The organism is Pseudomonas sp. B23(2017), from assembly GCF_002113725.1.
Taxonomy (GTDB): Bacteria; Pseudomonadota; Gammaproteobacteria; order Pseudomonadales; family Pseudomonadaceae; genus Aquipseudomonas; species Aquipseudomonas putida_Z.
This window is the reverse complement of the sequence record NZ_NEJM01000006.1, coordinates 115,446-136,015: the sequence shown is the minus strand read 5'-3', so window position 1 is coordinate 136,015 and position 20,570 is coordinate 115,446. Positions and strand designations below refer to the sequence as shown.

12 protein-coding genes and 1 pseudogene are annotated in these 20,570 nt (G+C 49.5%); 11 read left to right on the top strand and 2 right to left on the bottom strand.

Features of this window, described 5'->3' with window-relative positions; genetic code table 11:
* Nucleotides 1–141: 141 nt before the first annotated feature.
* From wecB to CAG46_RS12255, 11 genes are all read left to right on the top strand, one after another.
* Nucleotides 142–1,284, top strand: coding sequence for a non-hydrolyzing UDP-N-acetylglucosamine 2-epimerase (wecB, locus tag CAG46_RS12295; RefSeq protein WP_085617718.1), 1,143 nt, complete (start codon nucleotides 142–144; stop codon nucleotides 1,282–1,284).
* Nucleotides 1,281–2,543 carry a UDP-N-acetyl-D-mannosamine dehydrogenase gene (gene wecC, locus CAG46_RS12290; RefSeq protein ID WP_085617716.1) on the top strand — a complete coding sequence of 421 codons (1,263 nt, stop codon included), beginning with the start codon at nucleotides 1,281–1,283 and terminating at the stop codon, nucleotides 2,541–2,543. The genes wecB and wecC overlap by 4 nt, the downstream gene beginning before the upstream one ends.
* Nucleotides 2,544–2,556: 13 nt before the next feature.
* Nucleotides 2,557–7,908 carry a methyltransferase domain-containing protein gene (locus CAG46_RS12285; RefSeq protein ID WP_085617714.1) on the top strand — a complete coding sequence of 1,784 codons (5,352 nt, stop codon included), beginning with the start codon at nucleotides 2,557–2,559 and terminating at the stop codon, nucleotides 7,906–7,908.
* A gap of 1 nt (nucleotide 7,909) precedes the next feature.
* The gene (locus tag CAG46_RS12280; protein ID WP_256575080.1) at nucleotides 7,910–9,712 is read left to right on the top strand and encodes a glycosyltransferase; all 1,803 of its coding nucleotides are present in this window, start codon (nucleotides 7,910–7,912) and stop codon (nucleotides 9,710–9,712) included.
* A 14-nt stretch (nucleotides 9,713–9,726) separates the two neighbouring features.
* On the top strand, nucleotides 9,727–10,137 hold the full coding sequence (locus CAG46_RS28115; protein WP_143493481.1) for a hypothetical protein: 411 nt from the start codon (nucleotides 9,727–9,729) through the stop codon (nucleotides 10,135–10,137).
* Between the two features lie 23 nt (nucleotides 10,138–10,160).
* A complete protein-coding gene (locus CAG46_RS28110) occupies nucleotides 10,161–11,912 on the top strand; it encodes a hypothetical protein (protein ID WP_143493480.1) in 1,752 nt (583 codons plus the stop codon).
* Nucleotides 11,909–13,141 carry a glycosyltransferase family 4 protein gene (locus CAG46_RS12270; protein ID WP_085617705.1) on the top strand — a complete coding sequence of 411 codons (1,233 nt, stop codon included), beginning with the start codon at nucleotides 11,909–11,911 and terminating at the stop codon, nucleotides 13,139–13,141. Before CAG46_RS28110 ends, CAG46_RS12270 begins: the two co-directional genes overlap by 4 nt.
* Nucleotides 13,142–14,467 (top strand): glycosyltransferase family 4 protein, encoded by a 1,326-nt coding sequence (locus tag CAG46_RS12265; RefSeq protein ID WP_085617703.1) that lies wholly within the window; start codon nucleotides 13,142–13,144, stop codon nucleotides 14,465–14,467. It abuts the gene before it with no gap.
* Nucleotides 14,468–14,481: 14 nt separating this feature from the next.
* Nucleotides 14,482–14,877 (top strand): hypothetical protein, encoded by a 396-nt coding sequence (locus CAG46_RS28105; protein ID WP_143493479.1) that lies wholly within the window; start codon nucleotides 14,482–14,484, stop codon nucleotides 14,875–14,877.
* Nucleotides 14,878–14,967: 90 nt separating this feature from the next.
* Nucleotides 14,968–16,005, top strand: a complete 1,038-nt coding sequence (locus tag CAG46_RS12260; protein ID WP_085617701.1) for an acyltransferase — start codon at nucleotides 14,968–14,970, stop codon at nucleotides 16,003–16,005.
* Between the two features lie 99 nt (nucleotides 16,006–16,104).
* Nucleotides 16,105–17,721, top strand: a complete 1,617-nt coding sequence (locus CAG46_RS12255) for a hypothetical protein (RefSeq protein WP_085617699.1) — start codon at nucleotides 16,105–16,107, stop codon at nucleotides 17,719–17,721.
* A 252-nt stretch (nucleotides 17,722–17,973) separates the two neighbouring features.
* Here CAG46_RS12255 and CAG46_RS29095 read toward each other — a convergent pair.
* Both CAG46_RS29095 and CAG46_RS12245 read right to left on the bottom strand, forming a co-directional pair.
* Nucleotides 17,974–18,166: pseudogene (locus CAG46_RS29095) on the bottom strand (transposase); the annotation flags it as partial.
* A gap of 220 nt (nucleotides 18,167–18,386) precedes the next feature.
* Nucleotides 18,387–20,288 carry an acyltransferase family protein gene (locus CAG46_RS12245; RefSeq protein ID WP_085617695.1) on the bottom strand — a complete coding sequence of 634 codons (1,902 nt, stop codon included), beginning with the start codon at nucleotides 20,286–20,288 and terminating at the stop codon, nucleotides 18,387–18,389.
* Between the last annotated feature and the right edge of the window lie 282 nt (nucleotides 20,289–20,570).

The following is a 20,570-nucleotide window of genomic DNA, read 5'->3' as shown; positions in this document are numbered from 1 at the left end:
CCTTCAAAGCCCCCCGTTCGCGCTTGCGTGTGTGGAGCCCCCTAGGCCACTCCCCCCGGCCGATTTGCGTAATACCTGTGATCTGCACCCCGTAACACCAGATCCAATCGCCTTTACATCAATACACAGAAGACCGTCGCCGTGTCCCTCAAGACCCTCACCGTATTTGGCACCCGCCCAGAGGCCATCAAAATGGCCCCCCTGGCCCTCAACCTTGCCCAGGACGACCGTTTTGAGTCGCGTGTCTGCGTAACTGGCCAGCACCGCCAGATGCTCGACCAGGTATTGGAGCTGTTCGAGATCACGCCCGACTACGACTTGAACATCATGAAGCCCGGCCAGGACCTGACCGATGTGACCACTGCCATCCTGCAGGGTCTGAAGCCTGTGCTGGCCGAGTTCAAGCCCGACGTGGTACTGGTGCACGGCGACACCGCAACAACCCTGGCCACCAGCCTGGCCGCCTACTACCAGCAGATTCCGATTGCCCACGTGGAAGCCGGCCTGCGCACCGGCAACCTGTATTCGCCATGGCCGGAAGAAGGCAACCGCCGCCTGACCGGGGCACTGGCCGCCCTGCACTTCGCGCCCACCTCCACCTCTCAGGACAACCTGCTGCGTGAAGGTACGGACGCCGCGACCATCTACACCACCGGCAACACCGTGATCGACGCGCTGCTGGAAGTGGTCCGCAAGCTGGAAAGCCCCGAGCTGAAAAGCCAGTTCGAAAACCAGTTCAGCTTCCTGAACCCTGAGCGCCGCATGGTGCTGGTCACCGGCCACCGCCGCGAAAACTTTGGTGGCGGCTTCGAGCGCATCTGCCAGGCCCTGGTGCAAACCGCGCGTCAATTCCCTGATGTGGACATCGTCTACCCGGTACACCTCAACCCGAACGTGCGCGAACCGGTCAACCGCCTGCTGGCCGACGTCAACAACATTCACCTGATCGAGCCGCTGGACTACCTGCCGTTCGTCTACCTGATGACCCGTTCCTACCTGATCCTGACCGACTCCGGCGGTATCCAGGAAGAAGCCCCAGCCTTGGGCAAGCCGGTACTGGTCATGCGTGACACCACCGAGCGCCCGGAAGCCGTGGCTGCCGGTACCGTCAAGCTGGTGGGTACCGACGTGGAATCGATCACCGAAAACCTGGCGAAACTGCTGACCGACGATGCGACCTATCGCGAGATGAGCTTCGCCCACAACCCCTACGGCGATGGAAAAGCGTGCGCGCGAATCCTCGACGCACTTTCCAACTTCTCCCGTTCCAAGGAAGTAGCATGAGCTTCAACAAGATTTCCGTCGTAGGCCTGGGCTATATCGGCCTGCCAACCGCCGCCGTTTTCGCCGCCCGCAAGAAGCACGTGATCGGTATCGATGTAAACCAGCACGCAGTCGACACCATCAACCGTGGTGAAATCCACATCGTCGAGCCTGAGCTGGACATGGTGGTACACGCTGCCGTGACCGAGGGCTACCTGCGCGCCTCCACCGTTCCGGAAGCTGCCGACGCCTTCCTGATCGCCGTGCCAACCCCGTTCATGGATGATCACCAGCCGGACCTGAGCTACATCGAGTCCGCCAGCAAGGCCATCGCGCCCGTGCTGAAAAAGGGTGACCTGGTCATCCTGGAATCCACCTCCCCTGTCGGCGCCACCGAGCAGATGGCCTTCTGGCTGGCCCAGGCCCGCCCGGACCTGAGCTTCCCGCAAAGCCACGGTGAAGACTCCGATATCCGCGTTGCCCACTGCCCTGAGCGCGTGCTGCCAGGTCACGTGTTGCGCGAGCTGGTGGAAAACGACCGCATCATCGGCGGCATGACCAGGAAGTGCTCTGAAGCTGCCGTACGCCTGTACCGCACCTTCGTTGAAGGCGAGTGCATCGTCACCAACGCCCGCACCGCAGAAATGTGCAAGCTGACCGAAAACAGCTTCCGCGACGTGAACATTGCCTTCGCCAACGAACTGTCGATCATCTGCGACAAGCTGGACATCGACGTGTGGGAGCTGATTCGCCTGGCCAACCACCACCCGCGCGTCAACATCCTGCAGCCGGGCCCAGGCGTGGGCGGCCACTGCATTGCCGTCGACCCATGGTTCATCGTCAGCCAGACCCCAGAGCAGGCGCGCCTGATCCGCACCGCCCGCGTGGTCAACGACAGCAAGCCTGAGTGGGTGATCGACAAGGTCAAGATGGCCCTGGCCAACTTCCTGATCAAGAACCCGGGCAAGTCCGCCCAGCAAGTGAAAATTGCCTGCTACGGCCTGGCCTTCAAGGCCGACATCGACGACCTGCGCGAAAGCCCTGCCCTGAGCATTGCCGAACGCCTGGGCAACGAGCTGGAAGCCACCCTGCAACTGGTCGAGCCGAACATCGAAGCCCTGCCGCAGCGCCTGGCGCGCCACGAGCATGTGGACTTCGACTTTGCCCAGGACAGCGCCGACATCCACGTACTGCTGGTGAAGCACCGCGAATTCCGCGGCACCTTCAACGTGCGCGACGCGGCATTCGTGATCGACGCCGCCGGCGTTACCCAGGCTTGATGGAGCAAACCGCATGAACAACCCCACGCTTGAGAAACCTACCGTGACCACAGAGCTGCCTTCACCTTTGGCCGATATTCATGACCGTGTGATGGAAGCCTATTACGGCAAGCTGGGGGAGCAGTTCATGCGGGAAACGCAGTCCCGCATCCATTGGATCTGCGCCCAGGTCAAAGGGCGCCGGATCCTGGATGTCGGCTGCTCGCAGGGCATCGTGCCCCTGCTGCTGGCACGTGAAGGCTGCCAGGTCACCGGTGTGGATACCAGCCCGCAGGCCATCGCAGAGGCCAAGGGTTACCTGTCTGCCGAACCGGCCCACATCCAGCAGAACGTCACGTATATCAATTCAGACTTCCTCGCGCTGGACACGCTCGAGGTTGAACCGGAAACCATTGTCATCAGTGAAGTGCTCGAACACCTGGTGCGACCGGAACTGTTCGTCGAAAAGGCCCACGACCTGCTCAAGCAGGGTGGCCGCCTGGTGATTACCGTGCCGTTCGGGGTCAATGACTTCATTGACCACAAGCACACGTTCTACCTGATGGAACCGTTCCGGTTGCTGGCCGAGCACTTGCAGATTGTCGAAGTCAAGGTGCTCGGCAAGTGGCTGGGCATCGTTGCGGTGAAGAGCGAAACGCACAAGCCAGGTGAAATCGACTCGCTGACTGTTGATCGCGTTCGTGAACTGGAAAAGGCGTTCGAAGCCATCGAGCGCACTTTGCGGGGAAATCTCGGCGCAATTAGCAAGCGTCTGGATGAAGCGAACAAAAAGTATCGCAGTGCTACGGAACAGATTGGCCAGCTCAAGCCGGAGGCGCAAAAAGCTGACGCGCTTTCAAAGCAACTGCATACACGCGATGCAGATATTGCAGCGTTGCAAAAGACCTACCATGAAGTCCTTGAAGTCGAGGCCCAACGTGTCAAGGAACTCGAAGACATCAAGCAACGATTGGAAGAAGCCAACAAAAAGTACCGTGCAGTTACTGAAACCTTTGCTCAAGTAAAACCTGAAGCTGATAAGGCGCAAGCGCTTGCTCGCGAGCTTCAAGAGGCCAAACAACAGCTACAAAAGCTAACCGGGCAACACCTCCAAGCCCAACAAACAAGTGCTGCCCATCTTGAAACTATTACTGCCCTACATGGACGTCAGGCAGAGCTTGAAGCTGAACTGGAAAGCCAAGCGCGACACACAAGTGACTTGCTGGCTCAAAGTCAACAAGTAATTGACGAACAGACCAACACCAACGCAGCGCTGCACATGCGCCAGGCTGAACTGGAACTCGAGCTGAAAAACCATCGCCAGGCCATGAATGAACTGCAGACTCTGAGCCTGCAGAGACAAGATGCTCAGAACGAAACTATTACGGCTTTGCAAGCTAGCCAATCTCAACTGGAAGCCCGGTTGAGAGATATGAATGAAATTCAAGCTCGTACCGAACGTGAGCATGCGGCCCAAGTCCACACAATCAATGCGCTGCTTGAACACCGCAGTGAGCTAGAAGACCAGGTGCAAGCATTGACCGCGGCTATTACGGAAGCCGAAGAAGTCACGGCGGGCCAAGCAAATACCATAACTGCCCTCAATCAAGCTAAAACGGATCTTGAAGAGCAATTGATGCTCGAAAGCGCCAGCCGCCAAGCAGCCGAGGTCAGCCTTGCTGCAACGAATGAGCAATGGCAAGGCCTGCGTCAGCAGCTAGAGGCCGAGCTCAATTCGTCCAAGGCAGGCCTTGGTGCGGCAAACATGAAGTACCGCACCCTGACAGGCGAACAAATCCCACAATTGAAGGCCAGCCTCAGTCAATTGCTAGAGCGCAGCGCCGCTCAGCAGCGCAAGATCGACGAGCTCAATGAAAACCTCGGTCGCGCCAACACCCAACGCCACCTGGCAGAGCAGCGCCTAGTGAAAACCCGCGCAAGCATGACCTATCAGCTTGGCTACCAGATCAAGAACAGCGCCACCTCGCTGGGCGGCTTGGTCAAGCTGCCAGTACGCCTGCTGCGCCTGTACCGTAAAGCTAGCCAGCAGCGCCAGCAAAACGAGCAGAAGCTGCTGGCCAACGAGCCGCGCAAGGTGTTGCTGCCACCGGTACCGGCTCAGGACGAAAATTACCTCAAGCTGCCAACCGCTCTGGCAACCAGTGAGCAGGCCCGCACGACCCTACTGCGCCAAGTCGACCAGCCCGTCAGCCGCCTAAAAGTGGCGTGCGTGATGGACGAGTTCACCTTCGGCTCCTATCGCTACGAATGCGACCTGATGCCGCTGACACCCGCCAACTGGAAAGCCGAGATCGACGGCTTCGGCCCAGAGCTGCTGTTCATCGAATCCGCCTGGCGCGGCAAGGACGATCTGTGGGGCAACAAGGTTGGCCACAACAGCCAGGAGCTACAGGACATTCTGGCCTGGTGCCGTCAGAACAAGGTTCCAACTGTGTTCTGGAACAAGGAAGACCCGGTCCACTTCGAGACCTTCCTGACCACTGCCAAGCAGTTCGACCATGTGTTCACCACCGACATCGACTGCATCCACCGCTACAAAGGTGCGCTCGGACACGACCGCGTCTACCTGCTGCCGTTCGCCTGCCAGCCAGCACTGCACAACCCGATCGAGCTGTACGAGCGCAAAGACGCCTTCTGCTTTGCCGGTGCCTACTACGTCCGTTACCCGGAGCGTACCCGCGATCTGGGCAACTTCGTCTGCGAGCTACCTAAGTTCCGCCCGCTGGAGATCTTCGACCGAAACTTCGGCAAGAACGACGTCAACTACCAGTTCCCCGAGGAATACCAGCCGTACATCGTCGGTACCCTGCCCTTCGAAAAAATCGATACTGCTTACAAGGGCTACCGCTATGCGATCAACCTGAACTCGATCAAGCAATCGCAATCGATGTTCGCGCGTCGAGTGTTCGAGCTGCTGGGCTGCAACACCATCACTGTCAGCAACTTCTCGCGCGGTGTGCGCCTGTTGTTCGGCGACCTAGTCGTCACCACCGACAATGGCGAGGAAATGCTGCGCCGCCTGCAGCTGTTGGCCGAAGACCCGCTTAATAGCGACAAGCTGCGTTTGGCTGCCCTGCGCAAAGTGATGCAGGAGCACACCTACACCCAGCGTCTCGAATACGTGATGAACAAGGTCACTGGTACCGCGAAAGCCCAGCGCTTGCCGGAGATCGTGGTCATCGGTGAAGCCCAGGATCGCGAGCAGTTCGATATGCTGCGCGCTCACCTGAACCGCCAAACCTACAGCCAGGTGCGCATGGTCATCATCAGTGATGCCTACCTGGGGAGCATCGTCAGCGACGATCCACGCATCCTGGTGCTCAAGCCTGCGCAGTTGAAAAAGACCTCGCTGGGAGAGCTGGTTGGCAATTCACCTTGGGTGGCCGCCTTTGTACCCGGCGACTACTATGGCCCGAACTACCTGCTCGACTTGGCGCTGGCAACCCGATACAGCCGAGCCCAGGTAGTCGGTAAGGCGGCCCACTTCACCTGCAAGAGCCAAAATGCCGAACTGCTGTCGAACGAACAAGCCTACCGCCCGACCCAGACCCTGAGCGCACGCCGTTCGCTGGTTGCTACCGAAGTCGTTGCCGAACAGCCGCTACGCAGCTGGCTGAAGAACCTGTCGTCGCTGCAGTACACCCATGACCAAGGCTTGGCCATCGATCCGTTCAACTATTGCGAGAACGGTGCTACACAGCATGAGAGCATCAGTGCCAAGGTCAACGACCTTGAGCTGAACCTCGGTATGACCATCGATCAACTGCAAGCGCGTGCACAATCCATTGCCCCGCTACAGATCAGCCATGACGCACCGGAAATCACGGGGCGCGGTTTGGCTGAGATGTTTGGCATCATCCGTAACAAGTTCGTTGACCTGGTCGTTGATGGCGATACTTGGCGTATACACTCCAAGCTGGCCGACGGCAAGCATGAATATATCTATGCCCAGCAGGAAGTCCGTGTAGATGAACTGGGCTGTGACAATGGCCGCCTCAAGCTGTTTGTTGACTGCACGGCAGGCCTGAATCTGCAGTTGGTCGTGCTGTTCCTGGATGCCGACAAGCAGCGCATCAGCCACGTGATGCAACATGCCAACCGTAACCAAACTTCCGATATTCCACCGGAAGCTGTCTACATTCGCTTCGGTCTGCGTGCCTACTCTGCCGGCAGCACTGAACTGAAGGCATTGGTCCTGGGGCACCGCAACCTGCAGCCATCTGAAATGATGGGCCGCGGAGAGCACTTGCTACTGACCAACCACTACCCGGCCTACTCAGACCTGTACCGCAACAAGTTCGTGCACACCCGGGTCACGGCCTACCAAGAGCGTGGGGTCCATGTAGACGTATTCCGTCTGCGACCGAACGAAACGGTCAGCTACCACGAGTTCCAGAACGTCGATGTGGTTACCGGCTGCGCTTCGACCTTGACAAAAATGCTCGAGAAAAATCGCTACAAATCGATCCTCGTGCACTTCCTCGACGAACAGATGTGGAACACGCTGCGTCCGTTCCTGAATAGCACGCGCATCACTGTCTGGGTACATGGTGCGGATATCCAGCCTTGGTGGCGTCGTGAGTACAACTTCACCACCGATGAGCAACTGCGCCTGGGTAAGCTCGCCAGCGAAAAACGCATGACGTTCTGGCGCGAACTGCTACAACCAATGCACCCGAACCTGAAACTGGTATTTGTATCGCGCTACTTCGCAGAAGAAGTGATGGAAGATCTTGGCTTCCGCCTACCGGAAGGCCAGTTCGAAATCATTCACAACCCGATCAACACCGACTTGTTCGACCATCGCGAGAAGGCGGCCGAGCAGCGCAAGAAAGTGCTGTCCATTCGTCCATATACCTCGAAGACCTATGCCAACGACCTGACCGTGAAGGCGATCCAGAGCCTGGCGGGCAAATCCTGGTTCAACGACATGCAGTTCTGCCTGATCGGCGACGGCCCGCTGTTTGACGAAACCTTGGCGCCGCTGCGCAGTTACGGCAACGTCAAGATCCAACAGGGCTTCCTCAACCACTCGGAAATTGCCGATACGCACAAGGACTATGGCATCTTCCTTTGCCCAAGCCGCATGGATACCCAAGGTGTATCCCGTGACGAAGCCATGTCGTCTGGTCTCGTTCCGGTAACTACTGCCGTCGCCGCCGTTCCTGAGTTCGTCGACAACACATCCGGGTACGTAGTCGAACCGGAGAGCTACGAACAACTGGCGAGAGCGATCGAGGATATGTACCTCAATGGCAACACTTTCGTCGAAAAATCCAATGCTGCAGCCAAACGAGTTCGCGGGCAGAGCGCGGCTAAGAAGATGGCAGAGCGGGAAATCGCTGTGATTCAGAACCATTCATGACATGATGAAACCTGCTTTGAAGCATATTGTTTTCACCAATTTTGGCATCGGCATCAAGGATGAGCTGTGGCTGTCGTACAGGCTGGAGATCTTCAGCAATACCGTTCTTCCGTCCTTGGTGAACCAGAGCAACCAGGGATTCGAATGGGTCATTTTCATTGATGAAGGGCTCCCCGTCCTTCATCGCGCCCGCTTGGAAATGCTACTCAGTGAAACAGACCTGAACGCCCGTACGCTTCAGGTCAGTGACTACACCATGGTCAACCGTGAAATCGTGGCGATCATCAAAAGTGTCGAGGAGGCAGTACTCATAACCTCCCGAATTGATGACGACGACTGCGTCCACGAACATGTCATCGACTTGCTTCAAAAAGAAGCAACGTCCGAAAGCAATGCTTCGGAAGTTCTGCTGATATCTTTGAAAAACGGATTAGAATTTTTACCTTCGGATCAGTGCTATCGCCCGGTAGAATATGAGACCTTGGCTCTAGCCCTTTCGATGGTAGACAAATCACGTGGGGCCAAAACTCGCTCCATTACCCAGTACGCACACCACTTGGTGATTTCGACGCTTGAACAACAGCGCATCCCAGCCCAGCATATCCATCTTTCACAAGAAGAACCGCTTTATCTTTATACTAAACATCCTCTGAGTGACTCATACTTTTTTGGCGCCCGAGCCCGCATCCTTGGCGCTCCTGAATGCGTAAAGGGATTCGACTCAAAACTATTTGCACGCTTTGGCCTGCAGCAAAGTCGTCTTGAATACCTGAGTCAACTGTTACGGGAATCCCCTTTGGGGATGCCTCATAAGTATTTGGACAAGCTAAATACTGTTCGCCAGCAGATCAGAAAGGCACAGCAAAATCCCTCTGGAACTGATGAAGAGGTGCTCAATCGTCTTTTGTCACAAAAAGCCAGACTCGAACTAAAGGCATCTCGCCCAAATCCTGCAAAAGGAAACACGAGAAAGATTCGTGTTGCCATTTTAGGCTCGAGCGCAACATTCAATTTATTCAAGAATCAACGTGATGCACTGGAACGATTTGAGATCTGTTTCTATATGTCTCAATCATCCGTCATTTCCTACATGGCCCCTCCCTGTCTAGACTCTCGCTTCAACATTGATACAAGTTCAGCCGATGGAAAACGCGTGCAATGGGACGCGAAGAAAGAGCACTGGAAACAGCTCGACCAGGCTAGACCCGATATCATTATCGTAGATTTTTTTGACGAAAGTATTGGTATAGCATCAACAGGGACCTCAGTAGTTTCTGCCAGCCCGCTAATGCTAAAAACCTTGTCGCGCTGCAATATAGAGTTTACATTGCAGGCACCATGGAGCGAAGAGGCCCAGCAACTCCGCACTTGGGCCCTACCTGCATTCCTAGACCGCATCGCGAGCATCTGCCCTAACATCTTTGTTCATCAAGCAACATGGGCGAGCCAGTACAAATGCAGAGAAACAGTTTCCAGCTTCTCAGGCACTTCATTCGAAAAGCTGATTGAGCTTAACAACTCAATTATAGATCCTATGCTTGCCAGCCTTGAAGACTCTGCCATTCCTGTTGAAAAGATTGGCGGTAGAGAAGTTGGGCTTATGGCAGGCGGCGTCCCTGGCTGGGCCTACGCGCCCTATCACTTTGGGACTCCCTATTACAAAACCGTTGCCAAACAATTTTTCGCCAAGATAATCCAGCATGTGTCTAACAACCAGCACAAGTGGTCACACTACCCGTACCATTATCATGGCAACTACTATAAAACCGTCGCAAAGCAGTTGCTTGCACGGGTAACTAACTGAGAGAGACAGGCAACATGAAGCCATATTATCTTTTTATAGTATTGCTCGTTCTCCTCGGCGGCTGTGAAAAAGAAAGCTCTGATCCCCCTAGCTCCGCCGATGCACAAATAAAAACACTGCATTTAACGGACTCAAGTTCTATTCAGCTACAGGGAAAACACGTAAAAACCCAAAAGAAAATCAATGGGGATGGCTTCTTAGTAATGCATGAGTTCACTTACTTAGGGATAGACAAGATAGCTGAAAATGACCTTTACGGCGCGCTCAAAAGCAATGGCTACACCAGAAGAATCATAACCAACAACACCGTACAATTTAAAGTCCATTACTACAAAAAATCCTCCCCAACGATTGGCGCCGTTTTTACGACACAGAGCGATGGCAAGCAGTACAATACCGTTGCAAGTATTTACTGGCAGGAATAAACCCTAAATCACTAACATATTGAATGCGTGACAAGATGAGACTTGAGCAAGAGATAAAATTGACCATTGGATGGTGCCTCTCATTAGGCACGAAATTCATGAGAGTCGTGCCAATAACCACTCTTTCGGTCCAGGCATTCACCTTGCTTAGTCAAGTCCTCTTACTGCTAGCTTTTTTCCTGCCGTTAAAGGTCATAATTCTGCTTGGTTCTGAAAAAATCCCAAACTACTTTCCGACTGCAATGCACACCCTGAAGAAAGATCACTTGATCTTTATTCTTAGCGGCGCAGCAGCCCTATGCTACGCGCTGTACCTGGCTTGTGAAATCATAATCGCAATACTTTGCAAACACGGCACCAATACACTGATATCAAAAAGTTCTAAACTTAGCCTATTTGAAAATCAAGACAAAGTAGCCACACAGCTATTTGCACGCTTTAACAGAGCTATATCGGGAGCCATTTTTGCCACCGTTTGCAGCGCAACGCTGTTATATATCTACCCAAAACTTATGCTTGTCGTTGCAAGCTATATTGCATTAATTACTTGCATATGCGTAGTCATTTACAATAAATCAACATCTATCAGGACGCAGTTTAACAGCAACTACACCTCAATACTTAACGCGCTTTCCGCCTCTGGATTTTTGATCAGCTTTTATTATCTTGTTTCGGACTACCTGACATCACCTCATGAGAAGATATTTACCGCAGTAATATCTGTTCTAATCATTAGACAGGGATTACAGCGTGTTTCAACCATGATTATTGACATTATCAGCTTGCGGCTTCAGCACCGCCAAGCGAACGCGCTTTTTTACCATTCTCAGCCGTTGCTTGAAGGCCCAAAAAACTCCAACGGGCTTGAAGAGTTGCAAGATTCAGTGAGCCAAACCGAATGGATTACCAGCCTGTTACGACTGATGAAAGTCGATGAACAGGCAAGCTTTGAGTTCCATTGGCATCAAACCGGGATTGCAGATCTGTTGGCATTTCGCGTATCAACGCTGGAAAACCATAAGAGAAAAGAATACTTATTCAAAATTTTCGGGACAAATATCTCAAATGTTGCTGACCAGGAAAAAACCCTGATAGAACTGCAAGATGGTCTTCCATCACTTGAATGGCTCGGCCAATATGCTTACAAGGGAGCCAAGTGCCATATTTTCGTGCTCGACGGTCATCGCCATCCTGTTCACCGAGAGATTGGAGCGGGTGTTGTCAGCATCTCAGAACAACTGATCATGTGCGAGCCTTCTCATGAGCTTTTGACTCGCTACAGTCGTACTCGCCCCAGCCTTGAGCAGCGATTTGATGTTGATACAATCAGCCCGTTACGGATGGCATGCACAGATCAAGGTAGCCGAGAGCGCGTTAACCGATTCGTAGAACTGATACCTTCCGTAAAGTCTAAAATCGCTGCGCTACCTAAACAAGTTGTCTCACTAGACATTACTAATTCGTCGCTTTTGATATCTCAAGATTCTAACTACTGCATTTCACAATGGGGCAATTGGCGACTTGAGGCTATAGGAAGCAATTGGCCTATTGCTGAGACCCAGAAACTCCTGAAAATCTTGAGTGACCAGCAGTCAAAACGCTCGTCTTTGGCTAACCTAGAAATAGATGATGTAATACTCACAGCCCGTGTTTCCACACTGGAAAAATACATTCAGCGAAAAGACTTCAGCTCCGCGCTGAAATTACTAGATGATTTATTAAATTCTCTAGATTCGAATGAGCCTGCAACTTCCAGGATTGAGTGTGCGCTATGAATAAAGTAGCCATGATTGTATGGAATGAATTCCTAAATGATGCTCGGGTTTTGAAGGAAGCTCAGACTCTGCAACACTCTGGCTATCGAGTGCGAGTATTTGCACTGCATACGCCTGGCGTGACAAAAGAGATTGAAACTCTGGAAGATGGGGTCGAGGTCCAGCGGATTGCGCGCAGCCCAATGTGGCGCTGGCGGAAAAAAGGTACCGTTTCAACTAACGGCGCGCCTACTCCACCTGGAAATCATCACAAGCTCAGCTTAAAAATTCTGATTCTAAGGGCGATTGCCAGAATTTGGACTCATTGCGGTCTGATGCTCGCAATGTTGCGATATCGCCCTGCTGTAATCCATGCACATGATGTAAATACTCTACCGACAGCTTTCTTGGCCTCAAAGCTCGCCCGATCCTTGCTTGTGTATGATGCTCACGAAATCAGTACAAGTCGTGAGGGTTACAGCAGCCTGAGAAACATGGTTGGCAAAATTGAAAAGGTTTTAATGCCACGTGCACACGGAACAATCACAACCACAACCGCGCGAGCAAAATTCTTCGCCAGAGCTTATAGCATTGACCGCCCAGTTGTTCTGCAGAACCGGCCACGCCTGACCATAAGCAAGCGAACTAATAAAATTCGCGATGAACTTTCACTAAACAAATCTTGGCCAATTGTTCTTTATCAGGGAGGCCTGCAGCAAGGTCGCGGCTTGGAAAAGCTTATTAAAACTGCTCTACAGGTTCCCAACTGCTACTTCGTTTTCATTGGTGGCGGCCGACTGACGGCCCAATTGAAAGAGCTACGCGATGAACGCGATCTCCAAGAAAGAGTGCACTTCATACCTACTCTATCTCTCACCGACTTACCTGCCTACACCGCTTCGGCCGATATCGGTGTGCAACCCATTGAGAACACGTGCCTTAACCACTACACAACTGACTCCAATAAATTATTTGAATATATCATCGCTGGGCTGCCAGTAATTGCAACAGATTTTCCAGAGATCAGAAAGATCGTACGCGACGGTGAGATAGGCTTGCTTGTTCCCCCTGGATCGGAAGATGAGCTTGCAAAAGCTATTAATATGCTTGCTGGAGACACTGAACTCCGAAAGCATTATTCGAAAAAAGCAATAGAATCAGCTTCGGCATTGAACTGGGAGGCTCAAGAAAACCTTCTTAGTGAGATGTATAGCAGGATAATAAAAGAAAACTCCTGCAAGGCGTCGTAAATGAAACCTCGGATCTTGCTGCTCACATTTTACTATCCCCCAGACTTGTCCGCTGGGTCGTTTAGGGTTGAAGCGCTTGTAAATGCGCTTCGCACTAAGCTAGGAGACGAGGTTGAGATTGATATAATCACGACCACACCCAACAGGTATAACAGCTATGTAACTGAGGCAGAAAGCTTTGAGCGCATCTCCACAGTTAATGTTAGACGGATTACCGTTCCTCGACATAAAGGTTTCATTGGCCAAGCATACGCTTTTGCTATTTTCGCCCTGAGAGTATTAAGTCAGATAAAAAAATCACGCTACGATCTAGTTTTTGCGACATCTTCAAGGCTGATGACTGCCCTTCTAGGGGCGATAGTTTCCCGCAAAGCAAAAGCCCCGCTCTACTTGGATATTCGAGATATTTTCGCAGAAACGGTTCCAGATCTTTTTCCCTATATAGTCGGAAAACCTATTGCTCTGTTCTTCTCAATGCTAGAACGCTGGACTATCAAAAGCGCTACGCGAGTTAATTTAATTTCACCTGGTTTCACCCCATACTTTGAGGGCCGATACCCAGGTTTTGAGTTTACAACGTTTACTAACGGCGTCGACGAGATCTTTCTTGAAAAGAACTCATCACCTCAGTTCTTGCCGCCGAATTTGGAAACCGTAAGAAAACGTATTTTGTACGCAGGGAATATTGGTACAGGGCAGGGTCTAGATTTGATAATACCGAGCCTAGCCAAGCAACTCGAGCAGCAAGCCGAGTTCCATATAATCGGAGCTGGCGGAACGTTAAAAAAGCTTGAAACCGCTATTAGCTTATCAAAGGTTACGAATGTGATTATCCATCCGCCGATGAACAGGACCGAGTTATTGGAAAAATATGATGAGGCGGATATTCTTTTCCTACATTTGAATGACTTCAAAGCCTTCCGTCGCGTACTGCCCTCTAAATTATTTGAATATGCCGCAAGCCAAAAGCCTATCTGGGCCGGTCTTTCAGGGTTTTCCGCTAGATTTGCTCGGAACAGCATCCGAAACATCGCCCTATTCAAACCATGCGACATTGAAAGCGCCATCAGCGCGTTTTATAATCTCGAGTTACGCGCCACCCCACGCCTGGAGTTCATTAAGCAGTACTCTAGGCCACTGATAAAAATTGAAATGGCCAAAGATATAATCTCAACATCTTCATGCTTGAATGATCTTTACCGAAAAAATACAGACAATGCCAGCCAAGAGGGTACCAAAGAATCACGCAATACCGATTTTCTGAATAAAGACTCTAATGCAGAGAATGCTCGACAATCGCCACAATACCGTCAACCTCAACTATAAACTTCAAACAAATCATGAAAATTAAATACGCCTTCCTTTTCACTTTGGCCCTGCTGGCTGGATGCAATAACGAAGAGAAATCGGCTTCAACAGAAGTTAAACTTCCAGATGGCTCGGAAATTGTGCTTTCCGGCATATTCATTAATAGCTCGAAGAAACCAAATGCAGAAGGCACTCTAAATATTAACAAACTGCAATACACGGAAAGTATTGAGATAGTTCAAGCGGAGCTTGAGTCCAAGCTCAAATCTCTTGGCTACACGCCATATTCGCTGCCTAGTTCCGAAGGTGTGAAGTTTAATTACACTAAGTACTCTGCCCCCACAATTGGCGTCTTCCTTAAGTCTGCTTCCGTTAATGGCAAAAATTTAAGTTTTGCTAGCATTTACTGGCACGAATCAAAAATCTAACTAAGACTAAGGCTAAGCTCCTACGTTTTGGAGCTAGGCCTTTTGTAGTCATGGCACAAACCCAAATAACAACTTACAGCATCACTTATCATGCAAAATCTAATATGGATACATTACTTGCGAACCATTGCTATGCTAATGGTCATTACATTGCACAGCGCTGCGCCATTACTCTACAAGTTTGACAACTCAGTAAATAGTTCCTGGATGACAGGAAACCTTTATGATTCTTTCGTAAGGCCATGTGTCCCTATTTTTTTCATGATTTCCGGCTGTCTACTACTAAACAAAAACGAAACCATAACGAGCTTTATTAAAAAACGCCTCAACAAAATTATAACTCCACTTGTAGCATGGTCCGTGCTATATATAATCTGGAAGGTTAATTTTGAAGGCGCCAAATTTGACCCTTCCCAAAATATTGTAGAGATACTCTTTTCGCCAGCCTACTATCACCTTTGGTTTATTTATTCAATCATAGGTTTGTATCTTGCGGTTCCCATAATTAGACCTTTCACTAGCAGCGCCAGCAACAGCAGTCTTCTTTACTTCATTATTATTTGGTTTGCTGTTGTTGCCTTGCTGCCCTGGATGCAAAAAGTGCTTGGCGTTCGATCACGGTATGAACTTAACCTGTTCACTGGTTTCTTGGGATACCTAGTCCTAGGTGCCTACTTAGGAAGGCTCAAATATACGCGAAAGCATGCCATCCTATCGACTTTTGCAATCGCGACTTCTTTCTTAATTACTACTTACGGAACATATCACTTAAGTAAGTTTAAAGGCTCTCTTGATGCCACGCTCTATGACTACCTAGCCCCCACTGTTATTATTTCGGCCTGCGCGTGGATGATACTAATAAAGTACATAGCCGACGATTCGGCAATTAAATTACCAAAAATTCTGACCACCTTAGCAACCTCAATCAGCACCCTTAGCTTTGGCATCTACTTAGTGCATGCAATGATAATAACAGCATTAAAGTACGGGACATTTGGCTTTAAAATGTCCGCATTATATGGAAATTCAACATATTCGATACCTCTAACTATTACTTCCACCCTCATAATTTCCTATATCATTATTTACGTTATCAGCAAGACGCCCATACTTAATCGAACGATCTAACCCCACTAGCATTAACTTATTAGCATTGCAAGAACTAGGCACTACCTATAATATCAAGTTTTTTATATTAACCAAAAAGATGTACACTTATAATAGGTGATGCAACCACATGCAATCACTAAATTCCAAAAAACCATCAGTTATTGGGCCAAAATGAAGAACTGCATAATTGACCTCATCTCAACAGAGGTAAAACTCGCAGAGCATGGCATAGTTATCGATATAATCGGAGCAGAGGATTTTGAAGCCGCCATATATTGCTTTTTCGATAATGTAAAAGAGGATGTCATATGGTATTCAAAGGTTCACCAAATCAAAATCCCTAGGGATAAATTTGAAGGAAAATCAACCTTCCAAGCTCAAGTATTTCTGCGCTTCGACAAAGAAGATGTTGAGGTCAAGTCATTCAAGAGCGAAACAATAACGCTTTCTGAATCGCCAGTGGATCGCGCCCCAGACAATTTAGTAAAGACTCTCTTCACCAACTTGGCCACCGAGACAATTAACCCCAAATTTTCAAGATCTGAAAACCCAATATATACCTGCAATGACAAAGAAACAAAAGTTCAGGCATATGAGATTTTCTTTGAAAAAATCCATGAACTAAACATCAAAAACATCGAACTTTTTAACTTTTCGGTGATTGATGGCTTCTACATACTATGTAACTCTAGCTATGGATGGAAAGGGGAACATGCAAGCTTAGGCATCCCGCCAGTAAGTTGGTACGACAAACTTGAATGTGATCTTGATTATCATTATTCAAGCGGCAACATCAAGCATCATGTCTACTCACTGATTAAAGGTGTCATCGCCAGTGTGCTTGAAGAATGGGATACCGCTGAAAAATTTCTCGCTAATTCCAACTACCCCCTAACAGAACATATGGGACATTTCCTCAGAGGAAGTTCAACTTTCCGCCATCCTATCAAGGCGTTACGCGAACAAAGAAAACCGCTCAACTACTTCAATGTTATCAATGTAGAAAGCAATGACCTACACCAGATTTCGCACTCCTACAAGGAAAACATTTTTATTTTCTCGGCCGAGCCTAATTACTTTAATAAATTTTCACTTCAAGTAGTTGGATCAGCTTTAGAGCAGAAGCTAGATGTTGACTTTTTATTTTTTATTATTGGCGACCAACATGAATGCTGCGCCATAAAAGCTGAGATTGATTCTCTTTGCGCAGAGCACTCTCGGAATAGCTATTATATATTTGGCAGCACTAGCCATGAACTATTACCGGTTGCGGCGACTGCTCGATTTGTTGCAGCATATGAAATATTGAGAAAAACAAACTGCCAAGCCTTTGTATTCGATATTGACATGATCATTTCTCCCGCAATGGCCGAGGATATTAAGAGCATTGCTGCTGCCAAGGAGCTAGCGCTATCATTGAAAAGCGACGGTGCCAGGTCATTCCCATGGACCAACATCGCAGCAGCTGGGACCTTTCTCCCTCAAAGCGCACCGGCGCTATTCTTCACAAAATCAATTTGCGACTATTTTGTTTCCACCATTTCCCACGAGAACAATAACTGGTGGATTGACCAAAATGCTTTATTTGCTGCTTATAAGCAGCTTAAAGCCATTTATTACAGCCACACTGTCTTTAACATGCATGCCACGACAGGTAAGGGGTTAACTCAAAACAGTGATGCTGACTTATTGAAATGGAAACGAGATATCAAGAAGACTAGCAGTCTAACTTGAGACCAAGCCTTCCCCTAACTGTACGAGCAGGCCCTACATTATATGGTAGGCCTGCTCGAGCAATGCTACATGCTTGGCTCTGTACGAAAAAAGATGTCATAGAACAAGCTAGCGACACCATGGTGGCATAGCTTTTCACGAGCTTGCGAAGCGTGTCACGATCCGGAAATACTCTTACAGTCAGCCAAACATGCACTCGATGATGTTCAGTCTCAAGTGCAAGCGTTTTAGCATTTGATCGAATGTCCCCTAGTTTCGCCAGCCCCGAATCCGTTAATACACCTTGACCATGGGCCAAAGTGCTCCGGCATATCTCGCCACGCAGCACCCGAGCAAAGCTCCCAGAGCACGCAGTCGGTCACTCGGTCGAGGTCGCCCCCGGGCCGTGGATTTCAGTGGAAAGATCGGCGACCACCTCATCCGAGAGTACGTAACGCTTAGCCATCGCAGAATTCCTTTCCGTTGATCGCGGGAACTCTACAAGATCTCAGCGGACGAGGGGTGGCGATTAGGCCTCTCGGGATTTCGTACAGAGCCTAAACAATCCTCGGCAGAAACTTCTACAACCTATCCGTAAACGCCAACCTTAACAGGTTAGATCATGAAAGGTACAAAATAACGAAGCCCGACATCACTAGGGAGTCCCCTCGTAGACTAAACCTTGATCATTCAATGACTTGAGGAGCAAGCGAGAATACTTTAACAGACCCGACCACACTCAAATGCCCTTCATCACGATAAATAGGGATACCATCAAGAATGCTTACGCAGCTTAATGCGTTGCATAGTGTATCCGAAAGCTTGACGACCTTTATATTCAGTTCGGACTCCAAGTAGCTGTAAAATTCTTGAACATTTTTGGTTTGTCGATCAAAAATCACTCTTGGCTTACCACAGTCCAAGTTATCTCCAAAACTAATCTTGCCACTTAGTGTTCTTTCCATACAATTGAGGTTCTGTGTAGATATCGCTGGAGTTGTGGAAATAACTACAACGTTTTTTCCTGTCGCTCGAATTTCATCGATTGTATTCTTAATATCTTTTTTTAGGTTAGGAAGACCTGTGTCAATTATCAGGTTATCACTGCCATTTTGTTGTCGGACGGATAGCTTCCCGCCAACATTTGCATATCCTGCAAAGGACGCCCCGAGAATCACAGTCTTTATCTCATCATGCTCTTTAATAAATTGCAGCACCTTATCATTAAAAGCGATGCAATTTTTTATTTTCTGAGGATAGGGATTCTTGGGATTATAGGGAGAAGATCCGATGAACGGAGGGCAAGCACTCAGAGTAGCTTGTCGCAGATCGATATTCTGCGACCTCACTAGGCCGGGGACAGAGTGCATTGCGTAAGAATCCCCCCAAATTAGTGTGGTAGGATTTTCGCTAGTTTTGCATTTGGCGCTGTCAGTAAAGTTAAAGTTATCACATAACTTATCCAAACCAACATTGGGCAAGCGATTAACAGTAAAATCAATTGTGGGCTTCGATAAAGCGATTACTGCCAAGTGGAATCCAAACACCACTATAGCTGCTGCTGCATAGGCCGACAGTGTCGGGAGTACCCGATTCCCAGCAAACCGCAGGGGATTTTCAATGGCCTTGTGCATGAAGATAGCGAGCACCACTGATAATACAACGACACCAAACTTGGTACCGATAGGAATAGGCCCAATATAGGAACTATTCATAAATACTATAATCGGCCAATGAACCAAGTATAACGGGTAAGAAATATCACCTAGACGAGCAGCGGGCTTAAGCAACCACAACCTATTAAGCTTCTGGCTACACGCCAGTATGATAATCAAGGTCAAAACACAAACTATGACTGCATCCAACCCAGGATGCGGAAAACCGGAACTAAAGAATTGAACTATTAGCAGCCCAACTATAGACGGGACCAGTAAAATTTTTGAGAAAGACTTAACTTTGCCACTATGTATCAAAAACGCGCCTGCAGAGCCTAAAAGCAGTTCCCATGCACGCGACGGCAGCAGGTAAAAGGCAGCACTTGTATCGACACTCATTAAATAGGCACAAGCCCCAGCACTAACACCTATAAGTGTAGTAATCGCATACAGCCACAGGCGCCGCGGGCAAATAATGAGCAGCAGAGGGAGGATAAGATAGAACTGTTCCTCGACAGCTAGAGACCACAAATGCAAAAGCGGCTTATAGCCAGCAGAAACATCAAAATAACCTGTTTGCCCCCAAAGAACAAAATTAATACTAAAGGTAAGAGCACCTAAGATCTGCGACTGTAGTGCTTGAAGCTCAATTGAGTTCAGGAAAAACACCGACCCAATTGACGTTAGTACAATCGTTGCGAATGCGGAAGGAAGCAAACGTCGCGCACGTCTAAGATAGAATTCCGAAAACGAAAAACTTCCCTCCTTGAGTTTACCAGATATAATTGAAGTGATCAGAAAACCCGAAATAACAAAGAAAATATCAACACCGAGATATCCATTCTTTAAGTATTTTAGACCTATATGATCTAGCACCACTAGCGCTACAGCTAGCCCCCTGAGCGCTTGTATGTCATTTCTTATCAATGTCATTATGAGTTCGCTGCGAATTTCTTAGTTTGCATTATGGTTTATGGTTTAACAACGCAGTGCGTTAAGACTTTCTTTTTACTGGATCTGGTTAAGCCGGAGCGGCACCGATAAATACAAGCCTGACGCACATTCCCCGTCTAGAAAATTTGGCCACTATACAGCGATTTGACCAAGAGAGCACTGGAGGTCCATAAAGTGGAAGGTATCAACACTCGCAGATATTGGCCTACCACATTTTGGCTATTGACGCAGCACAGTAACCTATCAGTCCAACGCCCTCGA